This window comes from Niabella insulisoli, assembly GCF_039652435.2.
Lineage (GTDB): Bacteria > Bacteroidota > Bacteroidia > Chitinophagales > Chitinophagaceae > Niabella > Niabella insulamsoli.
This window is the reverse complement of record NZ_CP190246.1, coordinates 652,224-677,241: the sequence shown is the minus strand read 5'-3', so window position 1 is coordinate 677,241 and position 25,018 is coordinate 652,224. Positions and strand designations below refer to the sequence as shown.

Sequence of the window (25,018 nt, the reverse complement as noted above, 5' to 3'; positions counted from 1 at the left end):
GCTACAGCGCATCCATCGCTTCTTATTGCCCATTCCTCCAAAAAAACTACCTTTGCAAACTTATGCAGGACGCAAAATCAGTAGCTTTTCACACTTTAGGATGTAAACTGAATTACTCTGAAACTTCTTCTATTTCAAGATTGATGGAAAATGAGGGTTTTGTGAAAAAAGGTTTTACTGAAATAGCTGATGTTTACGTGATTAATACCTGCTCCGTTACGGAAAACGCCGACAAAGAATGCCGCCAGCTGGTGCGCCGCATTCAACGCAAAGCTCCCGAAAGCATTGTAGTAATAACCGGTTGCTATGCGCAGTTAAAGCCGCAGGAAATAGCCGATATTCCGGGTGTCGACCTTGTATTGGGCGCGGCTGAGAAATTCAATATTACGCGGCATATCAAAGAAATTGCTAAAGGCGATTCGGCCAAAATTTGCAGCTGTGATATTGAAGAAGTCACGGGTTTCAATACTTCTTTTTCACTGGGTGACCGCACGCGTACCTTTTTAAAAGTGCAGGATGGCTGCGACTACAATTGCTCATTTTGCACCATTCCCATGGCCCGCGGAAAGAGCCGCAGCGACAGTATCGCCAATGTGGTGAAGAGCGCTGAAAACCTGGCCGCGAACGGGGCAAAGGAAATTGTGTTGACCGGTATTAACCTGGGCGATTTTGGTAAAGGCCCTAATGGAAATGCGCCCGTGTCGATCCATACGCGGGAAGAAAACTTTTTTGCGCTGATAAAAGACCTGGACGCTGTCGAGGGCATTGAGCGTTTTCGTATTTCCTCTATTGAACCCAACCTGCTGACCAACGAAATCGTGGAGTTTGTAGCCAATAGCCAAAAGTTCATGCCCCATTTTCATATTCCGCTGCAAAGCGGCAGCAATAAAATGCTGGGTATGATGCGCCGGCGTTATAAGCGGGAGCTTTATGCTGAACGTGTGGGGTTGATCAAAACCCTGATGCCGCATTGCGCTATCGGTGTTGACGTGATCGTGGGATTTCCCGGGGAAACCGATGCTGATTTCCAGGAGACCTACGACTTTTTGCACGGATTAGATATTTCTTACCTGCACGTTTTTACCTATTCTGAGCGGGATAATACGCACGCGCTTTCGTTAAGCCCCGTGGTTCCGGTGAACATCAGGCATGAACGAAATAAAACGCTTCGCAATTTATCCTACATGAAAATGCAATATTTCGAAGCGCAACACGCCGGCCAAACACGTAAAGTGCTTTTTGAAAATCATATTAAAAATCCGCAAGCCGGCGGAGCGGCCACTCAGGGCATGATGGAGGGATACACTGACAATTATATCCGTGTAAACGTTCCTTACAAAAAAGAATGGGAAAACAGCATTGTGGAGTGGGCCTTGTAAAGGCTTTCTAATTACTTTCTCTTTTTAGCCTTATACTGTTCATTTAAACCTTTCACTACTTCGCTTGTGATATCATACGCTGTATCCGTATAATAGAAAAAAGGTTCGTGAGAGAAGATAAAAGAATAAGTGCCATCAGCGTTAAACTTTTTAAGGTAATCCTGAATATCCTTGATTACACTCATATTTTTAGAAGCCAGCCAGTTCTGATATTCATCCGCAAGCGCCTGACGTTTATCCATCATCTCACGCTCGCTGTTCGCCATATCTTCACGCGCTGCCACCGCCTGCTCTTCGGTCATGGTTGCCGCTCGCTGCTGGTATCCTTCAAGCTTATTGCGCAGGGCTTTTTGCATCCGGTTTATTTCTGCATCCAGGCTTTCGCGCCGCCTTTCCACCTCGTTTGTCACGGCCTTTGCAAGCTCATATTTATTCTGGATAGAATCCATATTCATGTAAGCAAAAAGCAATTTCCCTGCGGTTGAATCGCTGGTTTTGACCGTTTCGCGCGCTACGATGCCCGTCTCCGGCTTTCCTGCAAATTGCTTATACAACAAATACGACACCGCAATAACCAATAAAGCATTCACAATTATTAACGCCTGCTTCATAAATCAGAGATAGTTTTAAAACTGCAATATAATACTCAAATAAAGAAAAAACAATGCTTCAACTCCTTCTTATGAAAGGCTTAACGCAATTGGGAGGAAAAGTTAATTGTTAATGAATGAATCACCAACTTTCTACATAAAAAAAGGAGCAATTTGATCATTGCTCCTTGTAAAAATATCTATAAAAATTACTCTTCGTCGTCAAAAGCCATTGCTTCGCGGGTCGTTTGCAGCAATTCGTATTCCTCTTTGCTTCCTACGATCATATTCTCAAACTCACGAAGGCCTGTACCAGCCGGGATATGGTGACCGGTGATTACATTCTCTTTCAGTCCGAGCATGTCATCTGCTTTACCGTGAATGGCTGCAGAAGAGAGTACTTTCGTAGTTTCCTGGAACGACGCGGCTGAAATCCAGCTTTGTACGCCCAATGAAGCTTTGGTAATACCCAGCAATGTCGGCGCTGAAGTAGCGGGCTGCGCATCTCTAAACTCAACAGGCTTTTTATCATTGCGGCGCAACACTGAGTTTTCTTCTCTCAGGTCGCGAAGGCTAATGATCTGGCCTGCGCGAAGTTTGCCAGAATCACCCGGATCGGTTACCACTTTCTTCTCGTACACATAATCGTTCTCATCTACAAACTCGAACTTGTCTACCAGGTCGTCTTCCAGGAAACGTGTATCTCCCGGATCCACAATATTCACCTTACGCATCATCTGGCGTACGATCACTTCGATATGCTTGTCGTTGATTTTCACCCCTTGTAAGCGATAAACCTCCTGGATTTCGTTTACAACGTACTGTTGTACTGCAAACGGACCCTGGATGGAAAGAATATCCTGTGGAGAAACCTGGCCGTCGCTGAGCGAAGTACCGGCTTTTACAAAGTCGCCGTCCTGAGCCAGAATCTGTCTGGTAAGCGGCACCAGGTATTTGCGGGTAACGCCGTCTTTTGCTTCGATTATAATTTCTCTGTTACCACGTTTCACAGCGCCCATTGTTACCACACCGTCAATTTCAGAAACCACGGCAGGGTTGCTTGGGTTACGCGCCTCAAACAATTCGGTTACACGAGGCAGACCACCGGTAATATCTTTCAGTTTACCCAACACGCGAGGAATTTTCACCAGTACTTTACCGGCCTTCACCTCAGAACCTTCGTCAAGCATGATATGGCTTCCGGTAGGCAGGTTGTAAGATTTATCGGTTTTTCCTTCCAGAAGTATGGATGGAATTTTAGTTTTATCTCTGGTCTCGATTACCACTTTCTCGCGGTGACCGGTTTGTTCGTCCGATTCTTCGCGATAGGTAACGCCTTCAATTACATTTTCAAATTTAAGTACACCATCTACCTCTGCAACGATTACGTTGTTATAAGGATCCCATGAACAAATGGCATCTCCTTTAGAAATCTTTTGGCCATCTTTCACCAACAGTGTTGAGCCGTAAGGAATATTATTGGTGATCAGCAACCTGTCCGCTTTTGTATCAATGATACGCGCCTCACCGGTACGTCCGATCACTACTTTCACTTCGTCGCCTTCTGCATTGGTAGTATTTACAGAGCGAACCCCGTCAAACTGAATAGTACCATCAAATTTAGCAACCAAGGTAGATTCAACTGATGCAGAACCCGCAACACCACCCACGTGGAAGGTACGAAGGGTAAGCTGTGTACCCGGCTCACCGATCGACTGCGCTGCAATAATGCCCACTGCATCGCCTTTCTGCGCTAAAGCGCCAGAGGCCAGGTTTTTACCATAACATTTAACGCAGCAGCCGCGTTTGCTTTCGCAAGTCAATACCGAACGGATTTCAATCGACTCAACACCCGCGTCCTCTATTTTCTTGGCGATAGACGCAGAGATCTCAGTACCCGCTTCGATAATCAATTCATCTGTCTGAGGATGGAATACGTCATGTAACGATGTACGTCCTTCAATTCTATCAGACAATGGTTCGATAATATCTTCATTATCTTTTAATGCAGAAATATTAATGCCACGCAGCGTGCCACAATCTTCTTCCGTAATGACTACATCTTGCGACACGTCTACCAGCCTACGCGTCAGGTAACCGGCATCGGCTGTTTTAAGGGCCGTATCGGCAAGACCTTTACGCGCACCGTGGGTTGAGATGAAGTAATCCAATACATTCAGGCCGCCTTTGAAGTTCGAAAGGATAGGGTTTTCGATAATTTCCGATCCTGTAGAACCCGATTTTCTGGGCTTCGCCATCAGGCCTCTGATACCCGCCAGCTGCTTGATTTGCTGTTTGGAACCACGCGCTCCGGAATCCAACATCATATAAACTGAGTTGAAGCCTTGTTTGTCGGAGCTTAATTCGCGGATCAACGTTTCTGTAAGCCTGGTATCTACACGGCTCCAGATATCTACGATCTGGTTATAACGCTCGTTGTTGGTAATCAGACCCATGTTGTAGTTATCCCAAACCTCATCTACTTCACCTTTTGCGTTTTCCAGCAATTCGGCTTTTATTTCAGGAATAATCAGGTCATTGATACTGAACGAAAGGCCGCCCTGGAAGGCTGTGCGGAATCCTAATTGTTTGATATCGTCGAGGAACTTAGCAGTTTTAGGAACATTGGTGATTTCGATAATTTCGCCAATGATCTCTCTTAGGTTCTTCTTCGTCAGTAGTGCGTTTACAAAACCAACTTCTTCCGGCGTGTGTTGATTGAAAATAACACGGCCTACAGTGGTTTCGATCAATTTGTTTTCCAGCGCTCCGGTATCACGATTTCTCACCGCTGTTTTAACTTTGATCCACGCGTGAAGATCCACTTGCTTTTCATTATAAGCAATGATCACTTCCTCTGCTGAATAGAAGGCTTTACCTTCTCCGCGAACGATTTCAGTTTCAGTTGATTTTTTACCTTTTGTAATATAGTATAAGCCCAATACCATGTCCTGAGAAGGAAGGGTGATTGGCGTACCATTTTGCGGATTCAAAATGTTGTGAGAAGCCAGCATCAGTAATTGCGCTTCCAAAACCGCTGCGTTGCTCAAAGGAACGTGCACCGCCATTTGGTCACCATCAAAGTCGGCGTTGAACGCCGCGGTTACCAATGGGTGAAGCTGAATCGCTTTTCCTTCGATCAGTTTGGGTTGGAACGCCTGAATGGATAAACGGTGCAGCGTTGGGGCACGGTTTAACATTACCGGATGGCCTTTCAGAATATTTTCAAGGATATCCCAAATAACAGCTTCCTTTTTATCTACCAGTTTCCTTGCAGATTTTACTGTTTTTACGATCCCTCTTTCAATTAATTTGCGAATGATAAATGGCTTGAACAATTCGGCTGCCATATCTTTTGGTAAACCACATTCGTGCATTTTCATTTCCGGGCCCACAACGATTACAGAACGACCGGAATAATCCACACGTTTACCCAAAAGGTTTTGACGGAAACGGCCTTGTTTACCTTTCAGTACGTCGCTCAACGATTTTAACGCGCGGCCACCTTCAGCTTTTACGGCATTCGATTTACGACTGTTGTCGAATAAAGAATCGATCGCTTCCTGAAGCATACGCTTTTCATTACGCAGGATTACTTCGGGCGCTTTGATTTCCATCAAACGCTTCAAACGATTATTGCGGATGATAACCCGGCGATACAGATCGTTCAGGTCGGAAGAAGCGAAACGGCCGCCATCCAATGGAACCAATGGACGCAGTTCTGGTGGAATTACCGGAATATATTGCATCACCATCCACTCGGGGCGGTTGGTAATGCGCGTGTTGGCATCGCGGAACGCTTCAACCACGCTCAAACGTTTTAAGGCGTCTGCTTTACGCTGTTGAGAGGTTTCGGTAGCGGCAGAATTTCTTAAATCGAAAGACAACTGATCTAAGTCGATTCTTTGCAACAGGTCGTGCACAGCTTCAGCGCCCATTTTGGCGATAAATTTCTGCGGATCATCGTCTGGCAGATACTGGTTGTCCTTAGGTAAGGCATCCAGGATATCCAGGTATTCTTCCTCCGTCAATAAATCGCCGTAAGACTGGCCTTTATCTTCACGCACACCCGCCTGAATCACCACATAACGCTCATAATAAATGATCGTCTCTAATTTTTTAGAGCTCATTCCCAACAGGTAACCGATTTTGTTGGGCAATGATTTAAAGTACCAGATATGCACCACGGGAACAACCAGTTTGATATGTCCCATTCTTTCGCGGCGTACTTTTTTCTCGGTCACTTCTACACCGCAGCGGTCGCAAACGATGCCTTTGTAACGAATACGTTTGTACTTCCCACAAGCACACTCATAATCTTTTACCGGGCCGAATATTCTTTCGCAAAACAAACCATCGCGTTCGGGCTTGTAAGTACGGTAGTTGATTGTTTCTGGCTTCAATACCTCGCCAAAACTTCTCTCAAGGATCGAGTCTGGCGACGCAAGGCCAATGGTTATTTTTGAAAACGCTGCTTTTGGACGATTGTCTTTTTTAGTAGCCATGTTTATTTAAGCATTTGCTTTATGCTTTAAGCCCCTGGGCTTAAAACTTGATTTTAAAAAGATACATTTCAATTTTCAGCAGGCCGCGGCCTGCCGGCCTTTATTCGAAGGAAAGGTCTAAACCTAAACCTCTCAGCTCGTGTACCAATACATTGAAGGACTCAGGAACGCCGGCGCGCGGTACGTTTTCACCTTTCACGATGCTTTCGTATGTTTTTGCACGACCGATAATGTCATCCGATTTGATCGTTAACAATTCCTGAAGAATATTGGATGCACCATACGCTTCCAGTGCCCAAACCTCCATCTCACCAAAACGCTGACCACCAAACTGGGCTTTACCACCCAAAGGCTGCTGCGTAATCAACGAGTATGGCCCGATAGAACGCGCGTGCATTTTATCATCAACCATGTGGTGCAGTTTGATCATATAGATCACGCCCACAGTGGCTTTCTGGTGGAAACGCTCGCCTGTTTCTCCGTCGTAAAGGTGCGTATGACCAAACTTAGGAATACCTGCTTCATCACAATATTTTTCAATCTCTTCGGTAGAAGCTCCGTCAAAAATCGGCGTAGCAAATTTTACGCCCAGGTTTTTACCGGCCCATCCTAAAACAGTTTCATAAATCTGGCCCAGGTTCATACGAGAAGGTACACCCAGCGGGTTCAGAACAATATCAACCGGAGATCCGTCTTCGAGGAACGGCATATCTTCCTGGCGAACGATTTTAGCAACGATACCTTTGTTACCGTGGCGGCCCGCCATTTTATCACCCACTTTCAGCTTACGCTTCACAGCGAGGTAAACTTTAGCCAGTTTCAATACGCCGGCTGGCAATTCATCACCAATAGAAATATTGAATTTTTCTCTCTTATAACGGCCCAGTTCTTCGTTGAATTTGATATTGTAATTGTGCAACAAAGTGTTTACCTGGTCGTTGATCTTTTCGTCTGAAGTCCAGTTGAGCGGATTGATGTTCGCGTAATCGAGAGAAGCCAGGTTTTTAGCGTTGAACTTAGAACCTTTTCCAATCACGATTTCGTCAAAGCTGTTCATCACGCCCACAGAATTTTGATTTTCCAGCAATGTGCCTAATTTTTCAAGCAATACATTCAACAAATCCTGTTCGTTCTTCTCATGGATTTTATCCAGTTTTTCAATCGCAGCTTTTTCTCTAACCTTAGCGTTTTTATCTTTTTTCGCGCGTTGGAAGAGCTTTTTGCCGATTACAACGCCTTCCACCCCGTTTGGAGCTTTCAAAGAAGCATCTTTTGCGTCTCCGGCTTTATCGCCAAAGATGGCGCGGAGTAATTTTTCTTCCGGTGTTGGATCGCTTTCTCCTTTTGGCGTGATTTTACCAATCAGGATATCGCCTTCCTTAATTTGCGCGCCAATGCGGATGATTCCGTTCTCGTCGAGGTCTTTGGTTGCCTCTTCAGAAACATTCGGAATATCTGCTGTCAACTCTTCTTCACCAAGTTTGGTATCGCGCACTTCCAGTTCATATTCTGAAATATGAATAGAAGTAAACATATCTTCTTTTACCACGCGTTCGCTGATTACGATCGCATCCTCGAAGTTGTAACCTTTCCAAGGCATGAAAGCCACTTTCAGGTTTTTACCCAAGGCCAGTTCCCCATTTTGGGTTGCATATCCCTGAGTAAGGAAATCGCCCGTTTTTACTTTCTGGCCTTTCTTCACGGTAGGCATTAGGTTGATGCAAGACTCCTGGTTGGTTTTGATAAACTTCGTCAGTTTATACACTTTCAGGTCTTCCTCAAAGCTTACCAGCTTTTCATTTACATCGCGGTCGTAACGAACATGAATTTCGTTAGCGTCTACAAACTCCACCACACCGTTGCCTTCCGCGTGAATTTGGATTCTTGAGTCGCGGGCAGCTTTTCCTTCGAGGCCTGTTCCTACGATCGGTGCATCCGGACGCAATAAAGGCACAGCCTGACGTTGCATGTTCGATCCCATCAGGGCACGGTTCGCATCATCATGCTCAAGGAATGGAATCAGCGAAGCGCTCAGTCCCACAATCTGGTTGGGCGCTACGTCCATGTATTCTACTTCGTTCTTATCAAGAATAGGGAAATCACCTGTTTCGCGGCTCGCTACGCGGTCGTTTACAAAACTTCCGTTATCATCAAGCGGGGCATTTGCCTGCGCGATTTTGGCTTCATCCTCTTCTTCCGCACTTAAGAAGTTGAGTTTTTTCATATCCACTTTACCGTTCTGCACTTTGTGATAAGGCGTTTCGATAAAGCCCATTTCATTAATCGTTGCATGAACGCAAAGCGTGGAAATCAGACCAATGTTCGGCCCTTCCGGCGTTTCGATGGTACAAAGACGGCCATAGTGCGAGTAGTGTACGTCACGAACCTCAAATCCGGCACGCTCACGGCTTAAACCGCCTGGCCCGAGCGCAGAAATACGGCGTTTGTGCGTGATTTCTGACAGCGGGTTGGTTTGATCGAGGAACTGAGATAACTGAGAAGTACCAAAAAATGAGTTGATCACGGAAGAAAGGGTTCTTGCATTGATCAAATCTACAGGAGTAAATACTTCATTGTCGCGAACATTCATTCTTTCACGGATGGTACGAGCCATACGAGCCAGCCCTACACCAAACTGAGCGTATAATTGCTCGCCTACGGTGCGCACACGACGGTTACTCAGGTGATCGATATCATCAATCTCCGCTTTACCGTTGGTAAGGCGTACGAGATATTTGATGATTTCGATAATATCTAATTTGGTTAATGTTTTTTGATCCAACGGCGCATCAATATTCAACTTACGGTTGATTTTGTAGCGGCCTACTTCGCCCAGATCGTAGCGTTTATCGCTAAAGAACAATTTGTCGATAATACCACGGGCGGTTTCATTATCAGGAGCGTCGGCACCGCGAAGCTGGCGGTAGATAAACTGAACGGCCTCCAGCTCACTGTTAGAAGTATCTTTATTTAAAGTGTTGTAGATAATGGCATAGTCACCACCCACATCTTCTCTTTGGATAAATACGGTGTCGATCGCCATGTCAACAATCGTTTCGATCGCTTCCTCGTCTAAAACCGTGTCGCGCTCCATCACAATTTCGTTGCGCTCGATAGAAACTACCTCACCGGTATCTTCATCCACAAAATCTTCCACCCAGGTGCGCAATACGCGGGCAGCAAGCCTTTTACCAAGATGAGCTTCCAAAGCCTTTTGGTTACCGGCCACTTCATCGGCCATTCCAAATAGCTCAAGGATGTCTTTATCTGTTTCATAACCGATAGAACGCAACAGCGTCGTTACCGGGAATTTCTTCTTACGGTCGATATACGCATACATTACGTTGTTGATATCGGTAGCGAACTCCATCCATGCCCCTTTGAAAGGAATAACGCGGGCAGAGTAAATTTTTGTTCCGTTGGGGTGAACCGACTGGCCAAAGAACACGCCGGGAGAACGGTGTAACTGAGAAACAACTACGCGCTCAGCGCCATTGATCACAAACGTACCGCGGGGCGTCATGTAAGGAATATTTCCCAAAAACACATCCTGAACGATGGTTTGGAAATCCACATGCTCTTCATCGTTACAGCTTAACCGCAGCTTCGCTTTCAGCGGAACGGCATATGTTAGGCCGCGCTCCATACATTCGTCGATAGAATAACGGGGCGGATCGATAAAGTAATCTAAGAATTCCAGTACAAAAATATTCCTGGTATCAGTGATAGGAAAGTTATCTTTGAACACACGGAATAAGCCTTCGATATTACGCTTATCTGGTGTTGTTTCGAGTTGAAAAAACTCTTTAAAGGATTGGATTTGTACTTCGAGCAAATCGGGTGTTTCAGCTAAGTGCTTGATTTTACCGAAATTAACTCTTGATTTTACGCTTGTAGCAGACATAAATATTACACCGGTTTTAATGATTGACTTATAGAAATGCCAAAAAGGAAGACTTTTATCTCTAAAAGAAATCCTATTGAAATTCAATTACTTGAACACATATCTGAAGTCAAAATTTTATTGGCCAAAATAAAAGGACTGCAAAGTTAGGGGATAAATAACAAAAGAAAAAACTTATTAGCAATAATTTTGCCAAAAAGGCCAGAAATTAAATTCTGGCCGCGGTTTTTGCTATAAATCTAACTATCGCGGTTTGAATGATTTTCATTTCGCCTATTCTTGTAAAAGCAGAAATAGTATACAGCCCCAATAACGGGCAGATAAACTTGAAGAAATGTAAGGTTGTCTTTTTCTCTTTGGGTAAGGCCTTTATCTGTCCTTATTTTATATATGCTGTAAATACTAATGGCAAATAAAGCGACAAGCAGAAAAGCAACAACAATTAATGGTATATCCATAGTGCCGGTAAATTTTTAAAGTTAGGGTCTTGCAACTACAGCGAGTCACCATCATCAAAAGGCTCGGCGATATTGCTTTTGACAAACATTTATAACATTCTGAAAAAAACATCCTCCATTTCGTTTCCCATCACAAGGATAGGTCGATCGAGAAACCGGTGCGGTGCAACAGCTGCCGTGGTAACAGCACTTAACCATAGGTTTTGCAAAAACAATTAACAAATTTGTACAACAAACCTAAAACAGGTTTTCTTATTTAGAAAATATTTCAGATACATTATGTTCTTATTAATTACAATTTGTAACTTCAATAGAAATAACAAACTATGAATTACGCTAACCATGACGAACTGCTGCAGCGAATCGGCGAAAACCTTCGCATTATAAGAATTATCAGGAAAGAAAAACTGCAAGGCGTCGCGCAATGTATTGGTGTCAGCCACCCTGTCCTAAGTAAAATTGAAAATGGTCGAAGCGCTAATCTTACCATAGCACTGTTAGCAAATCTTTGTAATTATTATCGTGTGTGCATCTTGGATGTCTTTCAGCCTGAACAGGAATTTCACATCCGTATGGCCAAGAATAGGCAATACAATGCGCCAAAGCCATAATTATAATTTATTAGGATAAGTTGTTAAAAATACCAGGCTTAAAACGGACGAAGAGACTGCATCAAATCATCGGATAACAGACCTACTTATGAATTTGAAAAACACCCTGAAAGGACTACTATCCTTTTCCAAGAAAGAACGAATTGGTTTTGTCATTTTGCTGGCAGCTATATTTATCGTCGCTGTGGTTCCGTTTATCAGCTCCCGGTCATCACCCGGCGAACCTCAGCAGGCCGATTCGGGCTGGGTAGCGGCCGCGGCTCAGTTGCCCGCCGCGCCGGTGGAGAAAAACCTCCCCGACAAGGATGTGAGCGCCAGCAATTACCAAACTGACCGGACAGAAAACAACTATCAGCGGCCAGCCGCTATTTTGTTTTCATTCGACCCCAATACGCTGGATGCCGCAGGTTTTAAAAAATTGGGGCTTCGCGGGAAAACGATCAACACCATTTTGAATTATCGCAATAAGGGCGGCCAGTTTCGCAAGCCCGACGACCTGAAAAAGATTTACGGCCTGCGGACCGATGAATTTGAACGCCTGAAGCCTTATATACGCATTGCTCAGCGAAACTACTTTTCTGCCAGCGCGGTTCCCAAGCCGGAGGCAACCCCATCTTATCCAAGAGAGAGGCCCCAATACAAGCCACGTATTATTGATATTAACGCGGCTGACATTGCAGCGTTCGAATCTTTATATGGCATTGGCAATAAGTTGGCATCGCGCATTGTCAATTTCAGAACCAAACTGGGCGGCTTCCATTCCATCGCGCAGGTGGGAGAAACCTACGGCGTGCCTGATTCTACCTTTCAACGCATTAAAAATCAGTTGAAAGTCAACGATGGCTCTGTCAAAAAAATCAATCTAAACACTGCCAATTACGACGAGCTCAATGCCCACCCCTATATCAACCGAAAAACAGCCTACCTCATCTTAAAACAAAGGAAAGAAAAAGGAAATTTCACTTCGATTGAGGAAGTGCGGGACATTTGCTCGCAAACCACCGATGTTTTTGAAAAAATGGCGCCCTACCTGTCAGCGGAGTAATAAAATCATTCCGATATCACGCGAACCACAGGACTGTACGAAGCGCTTTTATTAATATCGACCTGCTTGATCCGCACAAATATTGGCCTGTCATCCGGCGAAGCCAGGCCCGGCGCTTCTGTTTGACAGGACAGCCAGCCGAAGCCCATTAAAATAAGCAATAACACAACCCATTTGCTACGAACTTTTCTTGTCATACTCCATCCTAAAAGCATTATCAACAAAGACATTGCGAAAAGCGGCTGCGCATCGCGCAAATTAATCTGTGCTTCGTAATATTGAACAAAATCAGCCTCGCCATTTGCTCTTATCACCGTCTTGATGGTTTGAAAAGCGGACCCGTCAACCGATGCCTGAATTTCAAAATGGCTGTTGTGCTTTTCCTGATGCGTTGACCAATTTACTGTCAGCTGATCGCCTTTCCGGATCGCGGCTACAGGGCCGAAGGAAACGGCTAAGGTATTGGCCACAAAACCATTAAACTGAAAATCATTGACACTAAAGTTGCCATTGCCATTGGTGGCGCCCCAGGCGTAAAGCCTGAACTCAACCGGTGTCGCCAGGTTTTGAAAGGCAGCGCCACTTAGATCAAAGTTTTCGGAACTGGCCGAAGTGTTGGCCGGCAGCACACTATTGGCGCCAATCGCGGCTGCAAAACCGTCCACACTACTCCGTAGCTCATACGCGTAAGGGCCCGTGGCCGTTCGCCTGAAATTAAACTCGAAGCTATCAAACGAAACCCGCTTCCCGGAAACCGGCGTGATGGTAAAAGTCAGGTATTCTTCGGCATTAAAAGATGTGACATTGGCCCAGCCATCGGTCGTGTAACGATCATCCCCGTTATCGCCCGAAACCTCGGCACTTCGACCAATTCCCGATACTGTGATGCCGGCAGCTACCACATCGCCGCTTGTAAATGGATTCTCATTACCCGGATCCGGGCCCGTAATTGGATTTTGCCACAAAGACTGACTGAAGGCGGCTGCATACAACAAATGCAGCAGCAAAAAAGCAGTTGTTTTTTTCATAGTTTAGCATTTTAAGTCAATAAAAAAAGCCCCCGGTTTGGGAGCTTTGCTTTAAAAATACAAAAAATTTTTAAACTGTTCTGCTATCGCTATTTATACGGCTTCTACCAGATAATAATTTTTCTTCCCTTTCTGAAGCAGCAAATATTTACCGTGAAGTAAGAAAGATGGTGTTATTACTTCCTGAGCATTGGCCAGCTTTTTCCGGTTGATTTGCACACCGCCTCCCTGGATCAATTTACGCGCCTCGCCTTTGCTTGCGGTAATTTGCGTGTCGGCCAGCAGCGACACGGCGTCGATGCCCTGTTCCATTTTCGCCATTTCGATAGTGGCTTTCACAACACCTTCCATTCCTTCAAGGTCTTCTACCGACATCTCTTCGGCCGATTTGGATTGGTTGGTAAACAGTTTTTCTGTGGTTTCAATGGCTTTGTGATATTCCTCCTCCCCATGCACAAAAATCGTAATTTCTTTCGCCAGCGCTTTTTGTAAGAGGCGGCTGGAAGGATCGACCTGATGGTCTTCAATCAGCTTTGAAACGGCAGGCTCATCGAGGAAAGTAAAGATCTTAATCCAATTAGCCGCATCAGCGTCGGTTGCGTTGAGCCAAAACTGGTAAAACTGGTAGGGAGATGTTTTTGCGGCATCGAGCCAAACGTTGCCCTGTTCTGTTTTTCCAAACTTCGTTCCATCAGCTTTTTTAATAAGCGGACAGGTAAAAGCAAAAGCTTCGCCCTGGGCTTTGCGGCGGATAAACTCCGTTCCCGTGGTAATATTTCCCCACTGATCGCTGCCACCCATCTGTAGTTTGCAGTTCAGTTTTTCATAAAGATGATAAAAATCAAAACCCTGCATGAGCTGGTAAGCAAACTCTGTGTAGCTAATACCAACCTCGCCTTCGAAACGCTTTTTTACGCTGTCTTTCGACATCATATAATTGACGGTAATATGTTTGCCGGCGTTTCTCAAAAAATCTATAAATGAAATATCTTTAAACCAATCATAATTATTCACCATGAGCGCACCGTTGGGCTTCGATTCGTCAAAATCAAGATATTTTTCAAGCTGCGCTTTGATACCCGCGATATTCTCCGCCAGCTGGGTTTCGCTGAGCAGGTTGCGTTCTTCACTTTTACCGCTGGGATCGCCGATCATTCCCGTGGCGCCGCCTACCAATGCGATAGGGCGGTGACCTGCTCTTTGCATATGTACCAACAATAAAATGGGAACGAGGCTGCCGATGTGCAGGCTGGTTGCTGTGGGGTCAAACCCGATATAGCCAGACGTAACCTCTTTTTTAAGCTGCTCGGCCGTGCCCGGGATCATATCCTGCACCATGCCGCGCCATTCCAGTTCTTTAATCAAATCCATGGGCGCAAAAATAGGTTTTTAGCGCTTTGATCGAATAATAATGTGTTTCTGTCTAAATGGGTTTAGACATTCAGCCGATAGTCTTAATTTTGCAGCAGTTCAAAGCCGGATTTAACCTTTGCTGTTAAAAGGGACACTGTGAGAAAATTGATCTAACCATCTGTCATATTTTAATAACTGTTTAGTGATTTCAGGAAAATCGATAAGAATAGCGGTTTTATTTGCGTTGTTGCATACCTGCAGCCAGCAAAGCCAGGCGCAGTTCAGAAAATACTCTAACGAGTTTTTAAACATCGGCGCGGGCGCGCGCGGATTAGCAATGGGAAGCGCCCAAGTGGCTTCTGTGGCCGATGGAACATCGGGATATTGGAACCCAGCGGGCCTTGTGAACGTGAAAGGACACACGCAGGTCAACCTGATGCACTCCGAATATTTTGCCGGAATCGGGAAATATGATTTTGCCAACGTGGCGCTGCCTACTGCTAACGAAAAAAGAGTCATCGGCCTTACGGCATTGCGATTTGCTGTAGACGATATCGCTAACACGCTGTTTTTAGTGAACCCGGACGGATCGCTGAACTATAATAATATTCAAACCTTTTCGTCAGCGGATTACGCGTTTTTACTTTCTTATGGGCAAAACCTGAAAAAAAATGAAAGCACCGTCATCAACTTCGGCGCCAACGCGAAAGTGATTTATCGCAACGTGGGGAAATTTGCGCGCGCGCTGGGGTTTGGCCTCGACGCGGGCCTGCAGATCTTCAAAAATCAGTGGCGCTTTGGGCTTGCAGCCAAAGATGTAACAAGCACTTTTAACACCTGGACTTTCAATTTTTCAGATAAGGAAAAAGAAGTGCTTTACTTAACCAACAATGACATTCCGGTAAGGTCAACCGAACTGACTTCGCCCCGGCTTACCTTGGGAGCGTCGCGGCTTTTCAATATCGGCCAAACCTCTACCCTTTTGGCAGAAACCAATTTTGACCTGACGTTTGATGGAAAACGAAATACGGTGGTAAGCAGCGACCCTGTTAGCATCGATCCGAAACTGGGCCTGGAATACGGTTATAAAAATGTCTTTTTCGTGCGCGGCGGCATCAACAATTTCCAGCAAGGCCTGGCAGATGGCGATACTTTAAATCAAAAAAAGGTTTGGATCTATCAACCGAGTGTGGGCGCCGGCTTTAGAATTAAATCCGTTGTTATCGACTATGCTTTTGCGAATCTTGCCAACCAGTCGAATCCGTTATTTACCCATATATTTTCTTTGCGACTTGATATTGACAGAAAAAGGAAATCTGCTGTATTTTAAACAACCCGAATGAAAAAACTACTGTCTTTTATTGTTTTTATTTTTTTAACCGCTGTAGCCTTTTCCCAACAGTTCAATAACGAATGGATCGACTACAGCAAAACTTACTACAAATTTAAAGTTGGCGCCACCGGCTTGTATCGCATTCCCCAAACTACTTTAGCAGCTTCGGGCCTGGCCAATGCTGATGCCGCTCATTTTCAATTATGGCGCAACGGAGTTGAGATTCCTGTTTACACTTCCAATCCCACTGGTGCTTTAGCGCCGGGAGGCTATATAGAATTCTGGGGCGAAGCGAACGATGGAAAAGCCGATCAGGCGCTTTACCGCGATCTTAACGACCAGATCAACGACAGCAAAAGTTTGTTTACCGACACGGCTGCCTATTTTCTTACCGTTAACCCCACAGGAAACAACAAAAGGCTAAATGCGACCGCCAATATTATTCCGGTGGGCGTCGGTGCGGAGCCTTATTTTATGTACACTACCGGCATTTACCCTAATGAATCAATTCATTTAGGGCCTTATGTCGGCAAAATTTCCGAAGCGGCCATCTCAGCGTCGTACGAAGTTGGTGAAGGATGGACTTCTAACGAAATAAGCGAGAACCAGACCCGCACCTTTACCCAAACCAGCCTGTTTCCTTTTACGGGAAGCGGAGCGCCTCAAATGCAGCTGAAGCTGAATCTTGTGGGCAATAGCCCTAACAGCCGCACCGTGAATGTTGCACTGAATAATACGGCTGTATTTAACACGTCTCTCAATGGCTTTGACTATGCAAAATTAACCGCTCAGGCGCCTGTATCCCACTTAACGGGCGCCACTGAAAATATTACGTTCACGAATGTTGCTACCACTTCAAACAACCGCATCAAAATTGGCCGGCTTGATATCACCTATCCGCGCATATTCAATTTTGGCGGGGCCAGTAGTTTTCCATTCGAACTTTCTGCTTCCTCTCTGGGAAAATATCTTGAGATTTCGAATTTCAATTATTCTGGCACGCCGTTGCTATACGACCTCACCAACGGGCGCCGCTACGAAGCGAACACCGGTACCCCGTCTGTTGTGAAAATATATGTGCAGCCCTCGGTAACGAACGCGCGGCTGGTTTTGGTAAATACAACTGCAGCTAATATTAAAATTGTTTCGGGTTTAGAAACCAGGAATTTTATTGATTATGCCGCCGCGGCTAACCAGGGTGATTATTTAATGATCACGCACGAAAACATTTTAACCGGATCGGGCGGAACGCAACCTGTTGAAGCCTATCGGGCATATCGAAGTTCGGCAGCGGGCGGTGGTTATAATGCAAAAGTCTATATGATCGATCAATTGATTGATCAGTTCGCTTTTGGCATAAAATATCATCCGCTTTCGGTAAGAAATTTTTTACGCTTCGCGCGTAGCAGGTTTTCCAGCGCGCCTAAAAGCGCTTTCCTTTTGGGGCATGGCTTGAAATATGTTTCGGCGCGGGCGAACGAGTCATCATTGACCACGCAGCGCTTAAACCTGGTTCCTACTTTTGGCACGCCGGCATCGGATGTACTATTGGCGGCCGAAGGCTCCAGCTCGCAGCCATTGACACCCATCGGCAGAATTTCAGTAATTAATGGTGATGAACTGTCTCTATACTTAGAAAAGATAAAAGAGTATGAGCAACATTTAACGCCGTCGCCCAGCGTGGGTGCCAGCCTTTGGAAAAAGAATGTCATACATATGGTGGGGGCAAATGATCAGGCTCTTATAAACGAGCTATACGGCGCACTTAATACCGATAAAACGCATATTATTGATACTTTTTATGGTGCTAACGTCACCGATTTTGTCAAAAGTTCGACACCGGGGAGCGACCAGACAACCTCAGAACGTTTAAAAAGTCGATTAAACACAGGCATTAATCTATTGACCTATTTTGGCCACTCTTCTTCTGAAACACTTGCCTTTGATCTTGAAAATCCGCTCAACTATTCTAATGCTGGTAAATACCCGGTGTTTCATATGATGGGATGTAATGTTGGCGATATTTTCATTTTAAACGACAATCGTTTATCGACCTATAATACAATTTCAGAAAAATATCTCTTTGCAAAAGGTAGGGGAAGCGTTGCTATGATGGCAGGCACAAGCGTTGGCTACGTATTCCCATTACGACAGTACAATACGACCTTGTATAAGCAATTGACCAATGAGAGCTATGGTTATACGCTGGGAGCGATTATGAATAACACCATCCGAGCTTTCTACTCACAGGTAGGCGGAGAATCAAGCTTGTTTCATAGAGCTCAGGCCGAGGAGTACACTTTAAACGGAGACCCCGGTATACGTTTATACCAGTTTGATAAGCCGGACTACGCAATCGAAGAACCTATGGTAACAATTAGCCCTAATATTGTTTCCGTTGCAGAGCCTGCCTTTACTTTGAAAGCAAAAATCGCCAATTTAGGGAGAGCTATCAACGATAGTATGATCGTGGAAATCAAAAGGACTTACCCTGACCTTTCAGTCGAGGTGGTTGTTAGGGACACGATATCGGGAATTCGCTATCTAGATTCTTTAACATACCATTTTCCTATAAGCCCTCTAAGAGATCACGGAGCTAATAAGTTTACAATAACTATTGATCCTGAAAATAAAATCAACGAGCTATCGAAGAGCAATAATTCGGTCGTGAAAGAATTATTTATCTTTGAGGATAATATTTCGACGGTTTTCCCATTTGATTACGCGATCGTAAATAAACTGCCAGTGACTTTCATTGCATCAACGGGAGACCCATTCGCCACGACCAAAAACTACACTATTGAAATAGATTCCGTTCTTGATTTTAACTCGCCATTTAAATACACGCAAACTAAAAGTTCAAAAGGAGGAGTAATAGCATTTGAGTCAACACAAACATTTCGAGACAGTACCGTTTATTATTGGAGGGTTGGCCTAACTCCGACGGAATCAACACCCGAATCTCTTTGGAGTACAGCGTCTTTTACTTACATGCCAACTAACAATCTGGGCTTTAGCGAATCCCACGCTGATCAGTTTGAAAGAGCCCGTCCCGATGGTGTTAATTTCGAACAGCAAACCCGAACTTTCACTTTTGACAGCCTCCAAGGAATTATTTCTATTACCAACTCAATATATACTACCAATAATCAAATTGGAGCGCGAGATATTGCGCTTTATATAGGTGATATTTTAGCTCAGGGAGGGTTTAGCGGCCCGGCGACTCCCAACGCTAATCAGAACTCGATAAGATTTTATGTTATAAACAATAAGAGTTTAGATCTTCTGAAAAATACTGTCTCAGGTAATTTAGGTCAATATGGAAGCTATCCGCCAGTAGAGTGGAAACCGGGATACACAATTACGGGCTTTTTCCAGTTTGACATTTCTAACGCAAATGGAAGAGCAAATGTTATGCGGTTTATGGATTCTATTCCATCTGGCTACTATGTTGGCCTCACAAGCAATCAATGGACACCTACGATTCTACCTTCTGTGTGGCAGGCCGACACGGCGGTTTTTGGGAAAAACAACTCTCTGTATCATAAATTAAAAAGTATCGGACTTACTGGCATCGATGAAGTTAAATCGGAAGTGCCATATATATTCTTTTATCAAAAAAACAATTCCGTGCCGTTAGCGCAGGTTGTGGGAAATTCTATAACCGATAAATTAAAAATTTCCCTTAAGCTTCCAGTTCTTGGAACTAAAGGAAAGCTTACATCCCCTTTGTTTCAAAAATATCTGTCTGTTGACAAAATGGTTTGGGATGGTTACAGCCTTGAAACGCCCTCTACAGACAAAACCTCATTTTCAGTAATCGGTGTTGATAAAAACGGTACAGAATCAAGATTAATTGAAAATATTCCAAGTTCACAAAAAACATTGGATCTTTCGCAGCTTAACGCTAGCGAGTTCTCGGGCATTCGACTACAAATGGAAACTGAAGACGAAACCAATCGTACGCCCTATCAAATCAAGTACTGGCGGCTTTATGGCACGCCGGTGCCGGAAGGAGCGATCGCGCCCAACCTCTATTTTAGTTCGAAAGATACGCTGGAGGCCGGAGAGCCTTTCAATCTCGGCGTAGCGTTCAAGAATGTCAGCGATCAGCCTTTTGACAGCTTGAAAATTAAACTTACCGTGCGTGACAAAAACAATATCGAAAAAACCATTCCTATCAATAATGTTAAACCGTTGATCGCCGGCGACACTGTGAAACTGGACGTTCCGATTCCTACCCAGGCTCTCGCGGGCAACAATCTCGCTTACCTGGAATTTAACCGCGACAATGACCAACCCGAGCAGCATTCGTTCAACAATTTCATTTATAAAAATTTCTACGTTCGAGGCGATAGCCTGGGGCCTAACATGGACGTCACCTTCGACGGATTGCATATTCTTAACCGAGATATCGTTTCCAGCAAACCGGATATTCAAATTAAACTCACAGATGATGCGAAATATTTATTACTGAACAATTCTGATTTGATTAAAGTGCAGTTGCGCCACCCCGATGGTTTATTGCGCGACTACCAATTTAATAATGATACTTTGATATTCACACCGGCCGGCCAGGGCGCCAACGAAGCCAATACCGCTTCCGTAAGTTTTAAACCGCATCTGCTGGCCGACGGCGAATATGAGTTGATTGTAAGTGCAGAAGACGAAAGCGGCAACAGAGCCGGCAGCATGGACTATCGGATCAACTTCCAGGTTTTAAACAAACCAATGATCTCCAATTTGTTGAACTATCCCAATCCGTTTACAACATCGACCGCATTCGTTTTCACGCTAACGGGTTCAGAGATTCCTCAAAACATCAGGATTCAGATTTTAACCATTACGGGAAAGATTGTCCGGGAGATTACTAAATCGGAATTAGGCCCGCTGCGCATTGGTAGAAATATTACAGAGTTTAAATGGGATGGCACCGACCAGTATGGCCAAAAGCTGGCTAACGGCGTTTATCTGTACCGCGTGTTAACCAACCTGAACGGTAAAAGCCTCGATAAGTATAGATCTTCCGATGATAATACGGACAGGTATTTTAATAAGGGATATGGAAAGATGGTGCTGATCAGATAGTGGAGCCGTCTTAAATCATCTCGCTCTTACTGTTGCCTTTTAGCGATTTCTTTTTCTTCTAAATTGTCAGCGGGGTTAAGCAACGACCTAAAAGGTTTTAGAAAGATATAGCATACCCACATCGATTTGGGCAATCTAAAGATGCGGATATCTTTGCGCGAAGGGATAAATCTCAGCCTTACGTTCGCCAACAGGTATTTAACTTTCTCGTAGGCTGTGTCCTTTAAAAACAAATTGCTTTTGTAGAATAAAGCCGTTTCAAAACGTTTACCAATTTCATCTTTCTTCATCATTTGATTGATAAAAAAAGATTTGATCTGCGGCTTTAGCGAAAGATCTGTTTCCGTGAAAGGAAGTGCAACACCCAACAACTGGTCAGAAAGGAAGCTGCAAACCGCCATTGCCTTTTTCAAATGAAACCGGGAAAGATTGTTCTGAATAATTCGAAAATCAATGGCAGGATTATCCGCTTTAGACATCCGGCCGATGTCAATAAGGTTTCTTAAAATACTTAGGCCATCATTCATCGCATGGTGTACAAAAACTGCTGTTAAATGCGCATTAACCTCCAGTACATCGATTTCTTTTTTTACGATAGAGTCCCTGGTATAGGTTTGATAAAGCAGCGAACCAATTCGATCATCAATCTGGTTCGCACGATCGGTTATCTGCCAATGAAACTCGATATGAAAAATGCGTAGGCCTCCTTCGTACTTATTAAACGAAACATCCTTTTTCTTTTTATACAGATCTTTTTTATAAAAGTTGTACTCCAGCTGGCTTTCGAAAAGAAAGCCTTCCTTTTTCATCAACGCTAAAACTTTTTCAAAATCTTTTGGATCAATAACCAGGTCGATATCGCTCGACTCACGCGAAACAATATCGCCATACAATAATTTCGACAGCAGCGATCCTTTGTAGGGCACGCATTTGATACGATGAGAAGCAAAAAGATGGATCAGACGCTCCGCCTCTACCGCCCTTTTAAAACTCTGCTGAATTAGAAAATGCTGGCGCTGCCTGATTTTTAAAGCAATATCTTGCGGCATTATTTCGTCGGTTAACACCTTGTAAATAATCGGCTCAATCCGGTGATAATTTGCCAGCGCCATTACGTGGTTCCAATCAATGTTGCTTTCATCAATCAATTGTTTAACCGCCGAGTTGGTTTCTGTGCCAAAATATACCCGGCTGCAAAGCAGCACCAGCGCCATTTCGCTTCCATAGTTTTCTATAATATTTTTTATTGCGATCATAGCTGCTGCATATTATACAATTCGGCGAATAAGCCTCCCTTTTCAATCAGATCGTCGAATTTGCCAGACTCTGTAATTTTTCCTTCTTTCATTACATACAAGTAATCCGCAATTTTTAAATTGTAAAGCCGGTGCGTAACTAAAATCACCATTTTCTGCTTCGCCAAATATTTAATTTGCTTAAAAATCTCAAACTCGGCGCGGGCGTCGAGTGCGCTGGTGGGTTCATCCAGTACGATCAGGTCGGCGTTGGTCCTGTAGAACATCCTGGTTAAAGCCAGCTTCTGCCATTCGCCGCCACTTAATTGAGAACTACCCTCAAACACCCTGCCCATGCGCGTTTCATAACCCAGCGGCAATTTTGATATAAACCGGTCTGCACCGGACAAACTCGCAGCAGTTTCAATATCCTGCATCGTTTTTTCCTCATCAGGTTTTCCTAAAATTATATTTTCCTTTATGGTAAAAAAATACCTTTCAAAATCCTGGAATAAAAACAACGATTTCTCGCGGTATGTCTCAGTATCAATTTCTTTCAGTTCCTTATCATCGAATAATATCTGGCCGGCATCCGCCTCGTAAAGTTTTGCCAGCAGTTTTATAAGGGTTGATTTGCCGGAACCATTTTCCCCAACAATCGCGATAACTTTTCCAGCCTCGCATTCGAGGTCAATATCGCTTAATGTGTTACCAGCTGCATCAGGATATTGAAAAGAAACACCGCTCACCTTCAAACCTTTTTGCACCTGGGGAAAATCATGCTGCTTTTGCCGGGGCTTTTCGATTTCAATGTCTAAAAAAGCAAACAGATCCTGCATAAAAATACGCTGTTGCAATATGGTTACAACTGACTGCAAAAAATTTTTAGAATTGCTTTGCAGACTTTGAAAGCCCTGTATATAAATTACAAATAAGCCTAGCGTGATCGTCCCTTCGATAGATTGTTTGGCAAGCAAAGCAAAGATGATCGCCATCGCAATGATTTCAGCTGCTTCGGCCAAAAGACTGTATTGTGTAAGCTTTTCATTGAGCTGCTGCTTTTTTCCGCGGATAAAATTCCTGATAGTAGTAAACTTATCTATATAAAAAGAGCCGAAACCGAACACCCTTGTTTCTTTCGCATAACTCACGCCGGTCAGTACCTGGTGTAAATAGCCGGCTTCCCGTTCGAGCGGCGCTAACTTCCTTTCCTGCTGCATCGTCGCGATACCAAAATACCATTTGATGACGGCGAGCGGCAATGAAAACATGATAAACAGCAAGGCAAAGAACGACTGCATGCTGATAAAAAGTATCAAAAGAAATAGAAGCGCAAACGCCGAGGTAATGAAAGCGTTGAAGCTGGTAAGAATTGTGCCGGCGCGATAGAGCGACTGCTGCTGCGCGAGATGCAAACTATCATGATAGGCGGGGTTTTCATAGTATTCATAATCGACGCCTACAGCTTTTTCTAAAACCCGCTTCGACAGATAGTCCGTAAGTTTGAGTTGATAAACGGTTGTTACGTAGGCCGAGTATTGATGCACCAGCGCTAACATTAGTTGTGCGGCAAGGAAATATATAATAACTGGAATAGCATCCGAAAAAGGCTGCTTACTGGTAACTTTTTCAATTAGGATTTTAATGATATACAAAGAAACCACGGGCAGTAATGCCTGGGCCGCTTGTAGCGCGAAGCTTTGCAGCGCCAGTGTTTTGCTGGTGTGCCAAAGCAGGCTGAGCGAGCGATGAATGTTTCTCGTCAGCTCCTTCAGATTGTAGTTCTTATATGTTGCTACCATTTATTTTTATAAATGTTTTGCACGATATAATCGTCAGGATTACAATGGCCGGTTATGATTTTACCTCCGGCCATAGCCCAGGCATGCGCCTGAATGCCATACGCTTTATCTTTCTTAAACCCGATAAAAATAAGGCAGCGGATTTTATAAACATTGCAAAGCAGTTTGGCCTGGTAAGCCTGATGGCGGCATACGTTTTTCCAGGGTACATATTTGCCTGTTGCATGGATAGCCCATGCGATATCGTTCGATCTTTTATCGGCCTGTAAATCTGGATAATTGCCTGCCAGTCTCTCCCCAAAGCCCGCCCGCTTTTTGAAAAAAAGAAACAGAAGCCAGGTGTAGAGGGAAAAGCCAAAAGCCTGGATCAGCAGGCCTTTTTGAAAGGAACTAAGCCTGATAAATGTGCGAAGCTTGTTCATGCTTCGGAAATCAGCTTTTTATCGAGAAATAGCTGGATCGTTTGATCCACCTCTTTTCGGCAGGCCTCTTCCGAAATATTGTATTCGGATAGCAGCTGCTGACAAATATCGGACACTGTTTGATTATTTTCTAAGCCCCTCAATATTTTAAAAGAGGTTTCATTTAAAGAAAAATACTCATTGTTGCTGCTATTAAAGGCGACGCCCTCATTTCCCAGTGCAGTAATCAACACATCTTTGGAGTTAAATTTATAGCTCATGGTGC

Annotated in this window: 14 protein-coding genes; 5 read left to right on the top strand and 9 right to left on the bottom strand. The window is 44.3% G+C overall.

The features are described from left to right. Window positions 1-62: 62 nt before the first annotated feature. Window positions 63-1,379 carry a tRNA (N(6)-L-threonylcarbamoyladenosine(37)-C(2))-methylthiotransferase MtaB gene (mtaB, locus tag ABDK00_RS02910; RefSeq protein ID WP_346238006.1) on the top strand — a complete coding sequence of 439 codons (1,317 nt, stop codon included), beginning with the start codon at window positions 63-65 and terminating at the stop codon, window positions 1,377-1,379. Between the two features lie 11 nt (window positions 1,380-1,390). Here the strand turns inward: mtaB and ABDK00_RS02905 are convergent, their stop codons facing one another. The 3 genes from ABDK00_RS02905 to rpoB form a co-directional block, all read right to left on the bottom strand. Continuing rightward, window positions 1,391-1,990 carry an OmpH family outer membrane protein gene (locus ABDK00_RS02905; RefSeq protein WP_346238005.1) on the bottom strand — a complete coding sequence of 200 codons (600 nt, stop codon included), beginning with the start codon at window positions 1,988-1,990 and terminating at the stop codon, window positions 1,391-1,393. Between the two features lie 188 nt (window positions 1,991-2,178). Further along, entirely contained in the window at window positions 2,179-6,474 is a 4,296-nt protein-coding gene (gene rpoC / locus ABDK00_RS02900) for a DNA-directed RNA polymerase subunit beta' (RefSeq protein WP_346238004.1), read from the bottom strand. A gap of 100 nt (window positions 6,475-6,574) precedes the next feature. After that, a complete protein-coding gene (gene rpoB, locus ABDK00_RS02895) occupies window positions 6,575-10,378 on the bottom strand; it encodes a DNA-directed RNA polymerase subunit beta (RefSeq protein ID WP_346238003.1) in 3,804 nt (1,267 codons plus the stop codon). 784 nt (window positions 10,379-11,162) lie between these two features. Here rpoB and ABDK00_RS02890 point away from each other — a divergent pair. Both ABDK00_RS02890 and ABDK00_RS02885 read left to right on the top strand, forming a co-directional pair. After that, window positions 11,163-11,447 (top strand): helix-turn-helix transcriptional regulator, encoded by a 285-nt coding sequence (locus ABDK00_RS02890; protein ID WP_346238002.1) that lies wholly within the window; start codon window positions 11,163-11,165, stop codon window positions 11,445-11,447. Between the two features lie 88 nt (window positions 11,448-11,535). Continuing rightward, entirely contained in the window at window positions 11,536-12,492 is a 957-nt protein-coding gene (locus ABDK00_RS02885) for a helix-hairpin-helix domain-containing protein (protein WP_346238001.1), read from the top strand. A gap of 5 nt (window positions 12,493-12,497) precedes the next feature. Here ABDK00_RS02885 and ABDK00_RS02880 read toward each other — a convergent pair whose 3' ends face one another. Further along, on the bottom strand, window positions 12,498-13,520 hold the full coding sequence (locus tag ABDK00_RS02880; RefSeq protein WP_346238000.1) for a hypothetical protein: 1,023 nt from the start codon (window positions 13,518-13,520) through the stop codon (window positions 12,498-12,500). A gap of 93 nt (window positions 13,521-13,613) precedes the next feature. Continuing rightward, on the bottom strand, window positions 13,614-14,891 hold the full coding sequence (gene tyrS, locus ABDK00_RS02875) for a tyrosine--tRNA ligase (protein ID WP_346237999.1): 1,278 nt from the start codon (window positions 14,889-14,891) through the stop codon (window positions 13,614-13,616). A 184-nt stretch (window positions 14,892-15,075) separates the two neighbouring features. Between tyrS and ABDK00_RS02870 the strand changes: the two genes are divergently transcribed. Then, the gene (locus ABDK00_RS02870; protein WP_346237998.1) at window positions 15,076-16,203 is read left to right on the top strand and encodes a PorV/PorQ family protein; all 1,128 of its coding nucleotides are present in this window, start codon (window positions 15,076-15,078) and stop codon (window positions 16,201-16,203) included. A 9-nt stretch (window positions 16,204-16,212) separates the two neighbouring features. Then, window positions 16,213-21,294 carry a C25 family cysteine peptidase gene (locus tag ABDK00_RS02865; protein WP_346237997.1) on the top strand — a complete coding sequence of 1,694 codons (5,082 nt, stop codon included), beginning with the start codon at window positions 16,213-16,215 and terminating at the stop codon, window positions 21,292-21,294. Window positions 21,295-21,320: 26 nt separating this feature from the next. Here the strand turns inward: ABDK00_RS02865 and ABDK00_RS02860 are convergent, their stop codons facing one another. From ABDK00_RS02860 to ABDK00_RS02845, 4 genes are read right to left on the bottom strand one after another with little or no spacing between them, the layout of a single operon-like run. Beyond that, window positions 21,321-22,550, bottom strand: a complete 1,230-nt coding sequence (locus ABDK00_RS02860; protein WP_346237996.1) for a nucleotidyltransferase family protein — start codon at window positions 22,548-22,550, stop codon at window positions 21,321-21,323. Continuing rightward, window positions 22,547-24,331: an ABC transporter ATP-binding protein gene (locus tag ABDK00_RS02855; protein WP_346237995.1), complete on the bottom strand. Its 1,785-nt coding sequence runs from the start codon at window positions 24,329-24,331 to the stop codon at window positions 22,547-22,549. Before ABDK00_RS02855 ends, ABDK00_RS02860 begins: the two co-directional genes overlap by 4 nt. Then, window positions 24,325-24,753, bottom strand: coding sequence for a lasso peptide biosynthesis B2 protein (locus ABDK00_RS02850; protein WP_346237994.1), 429 nt, complete (start codon window positions 24,751-24,753; stop codon window positions 24,325-24,327). The genes ABDK00_RS02855 and ABDK00_RS02850 overlap by 7 nt, the downstream gene beginning before the upstream one ends. Next, entirely contained in the window at window positions 24,750-25,013 is a 264-nt protein-coding gene (locus ABDK00_RS02845) for a PqqD family protein (RefSeq protein ID WP_346237993.1), read from the bottom strand. The genes ABDK00_RS02850 and ABDK00_RS02845 overlap by 4 nt, the downstream gene beginning before the upstream one ends. Window positions 25,014-25,018 lie beyond the last annotated feature (5 nt).

Excerpts from the sequence above, each read along its gene's own strand:
- mtaB (WP_346238006.1), top strand. The coding sequence starts at position 63 with ATGCAGGACGCAAAATCAGTAGCTTTTCACACTTTAGGATGTAAACTG.
- ABDK00_RS02905 (WP_346238005.1), bottom strand. The coding sequence starts at position 1,990 with ATGAAGCAGGCGTTAATAATTGTGAATGCTTTATTGGTTATTGCGGTG.
- rpoC (WP_346238004.1), bottom strand. The coding sequence starts at position 6,474 with ATGGCTACTAAAAAAGACAATCGTCCAAAAGCAGCGTTTTCAAAAATA.
- rpoB (WP_346238003.1), bottom strand. The coding sequence starts at position 10,378 with ATGTCTGCTACAAGCGTAAAATCAAGAGTTAATTTCGGTAAAATCAAG.
- ABDK00_RS02890 (WP_346238002.1), top strand. The coding sequence starts at position 11,163 with ATGAATTACGCTAACCATGACGAACTGCTGCAGCGAATCGGCGAAAAC.
- ABDK00_RS02885 (WP_346238001.1), top strand. The coding sequence starts at position 11,536 with ATGAATTTGAAAAACACCCTGAAAGGACTACTATCCTTTTCCAAGAAA.
- ABDK00_RS02880 (WP_346238000.1), bottom strand. The coding sequence starts at position 13,520 with ATGAAAAAAACAACTGCTTTTTTGCTGCTGCATTTGTTGTATGCAGCC.
- tyrS (WP_346237999.1), bottom strand. The coding sequence starts at position 14,891 with ATGGATTTGATTAAAGAACTGGAATGGCGCGGCATGGTGCAGGATATG.
- ABDK00_RS02865 (WP_346237997.1), top strand. The coding sequence starts at position 16,213 with ATGAAAAAACTACTGTCTTTTATTGTTTTTATTTTTTTAACCGCTGTA.
- ABDK00_RS02860 (WP_346237996.1), bottom strand. The coding sequence starts at position 22,550 with ATGATCGCAATAAAAAATATTATAGAAAACTATGGAAGCGAAATGGCG.
- ABDK00_RS02855 (WP_346237995.1), bottom strand. The coding sequence starts at position 24,331 with ATGGTAGCAACATATAAGAACTACAATCTGAAGGAGCTGACGAGAAAC.
- ABDK00_RS02850 (WP_346237994.1), bottom strand. The coding sequence starts at position 24,753 with ATGAACAAGCTTCGCACATTTATCAGGCTTAGTTCCTTTCAAAAAGGC.
- ABDK00_RS02845 (WP_346237993.1), bottom strand. The coding sequence starts at position 25,013 with ATGAGCTATAAATTTAACTCCAAAGATGTGTTGATTACTGCACTGGGA.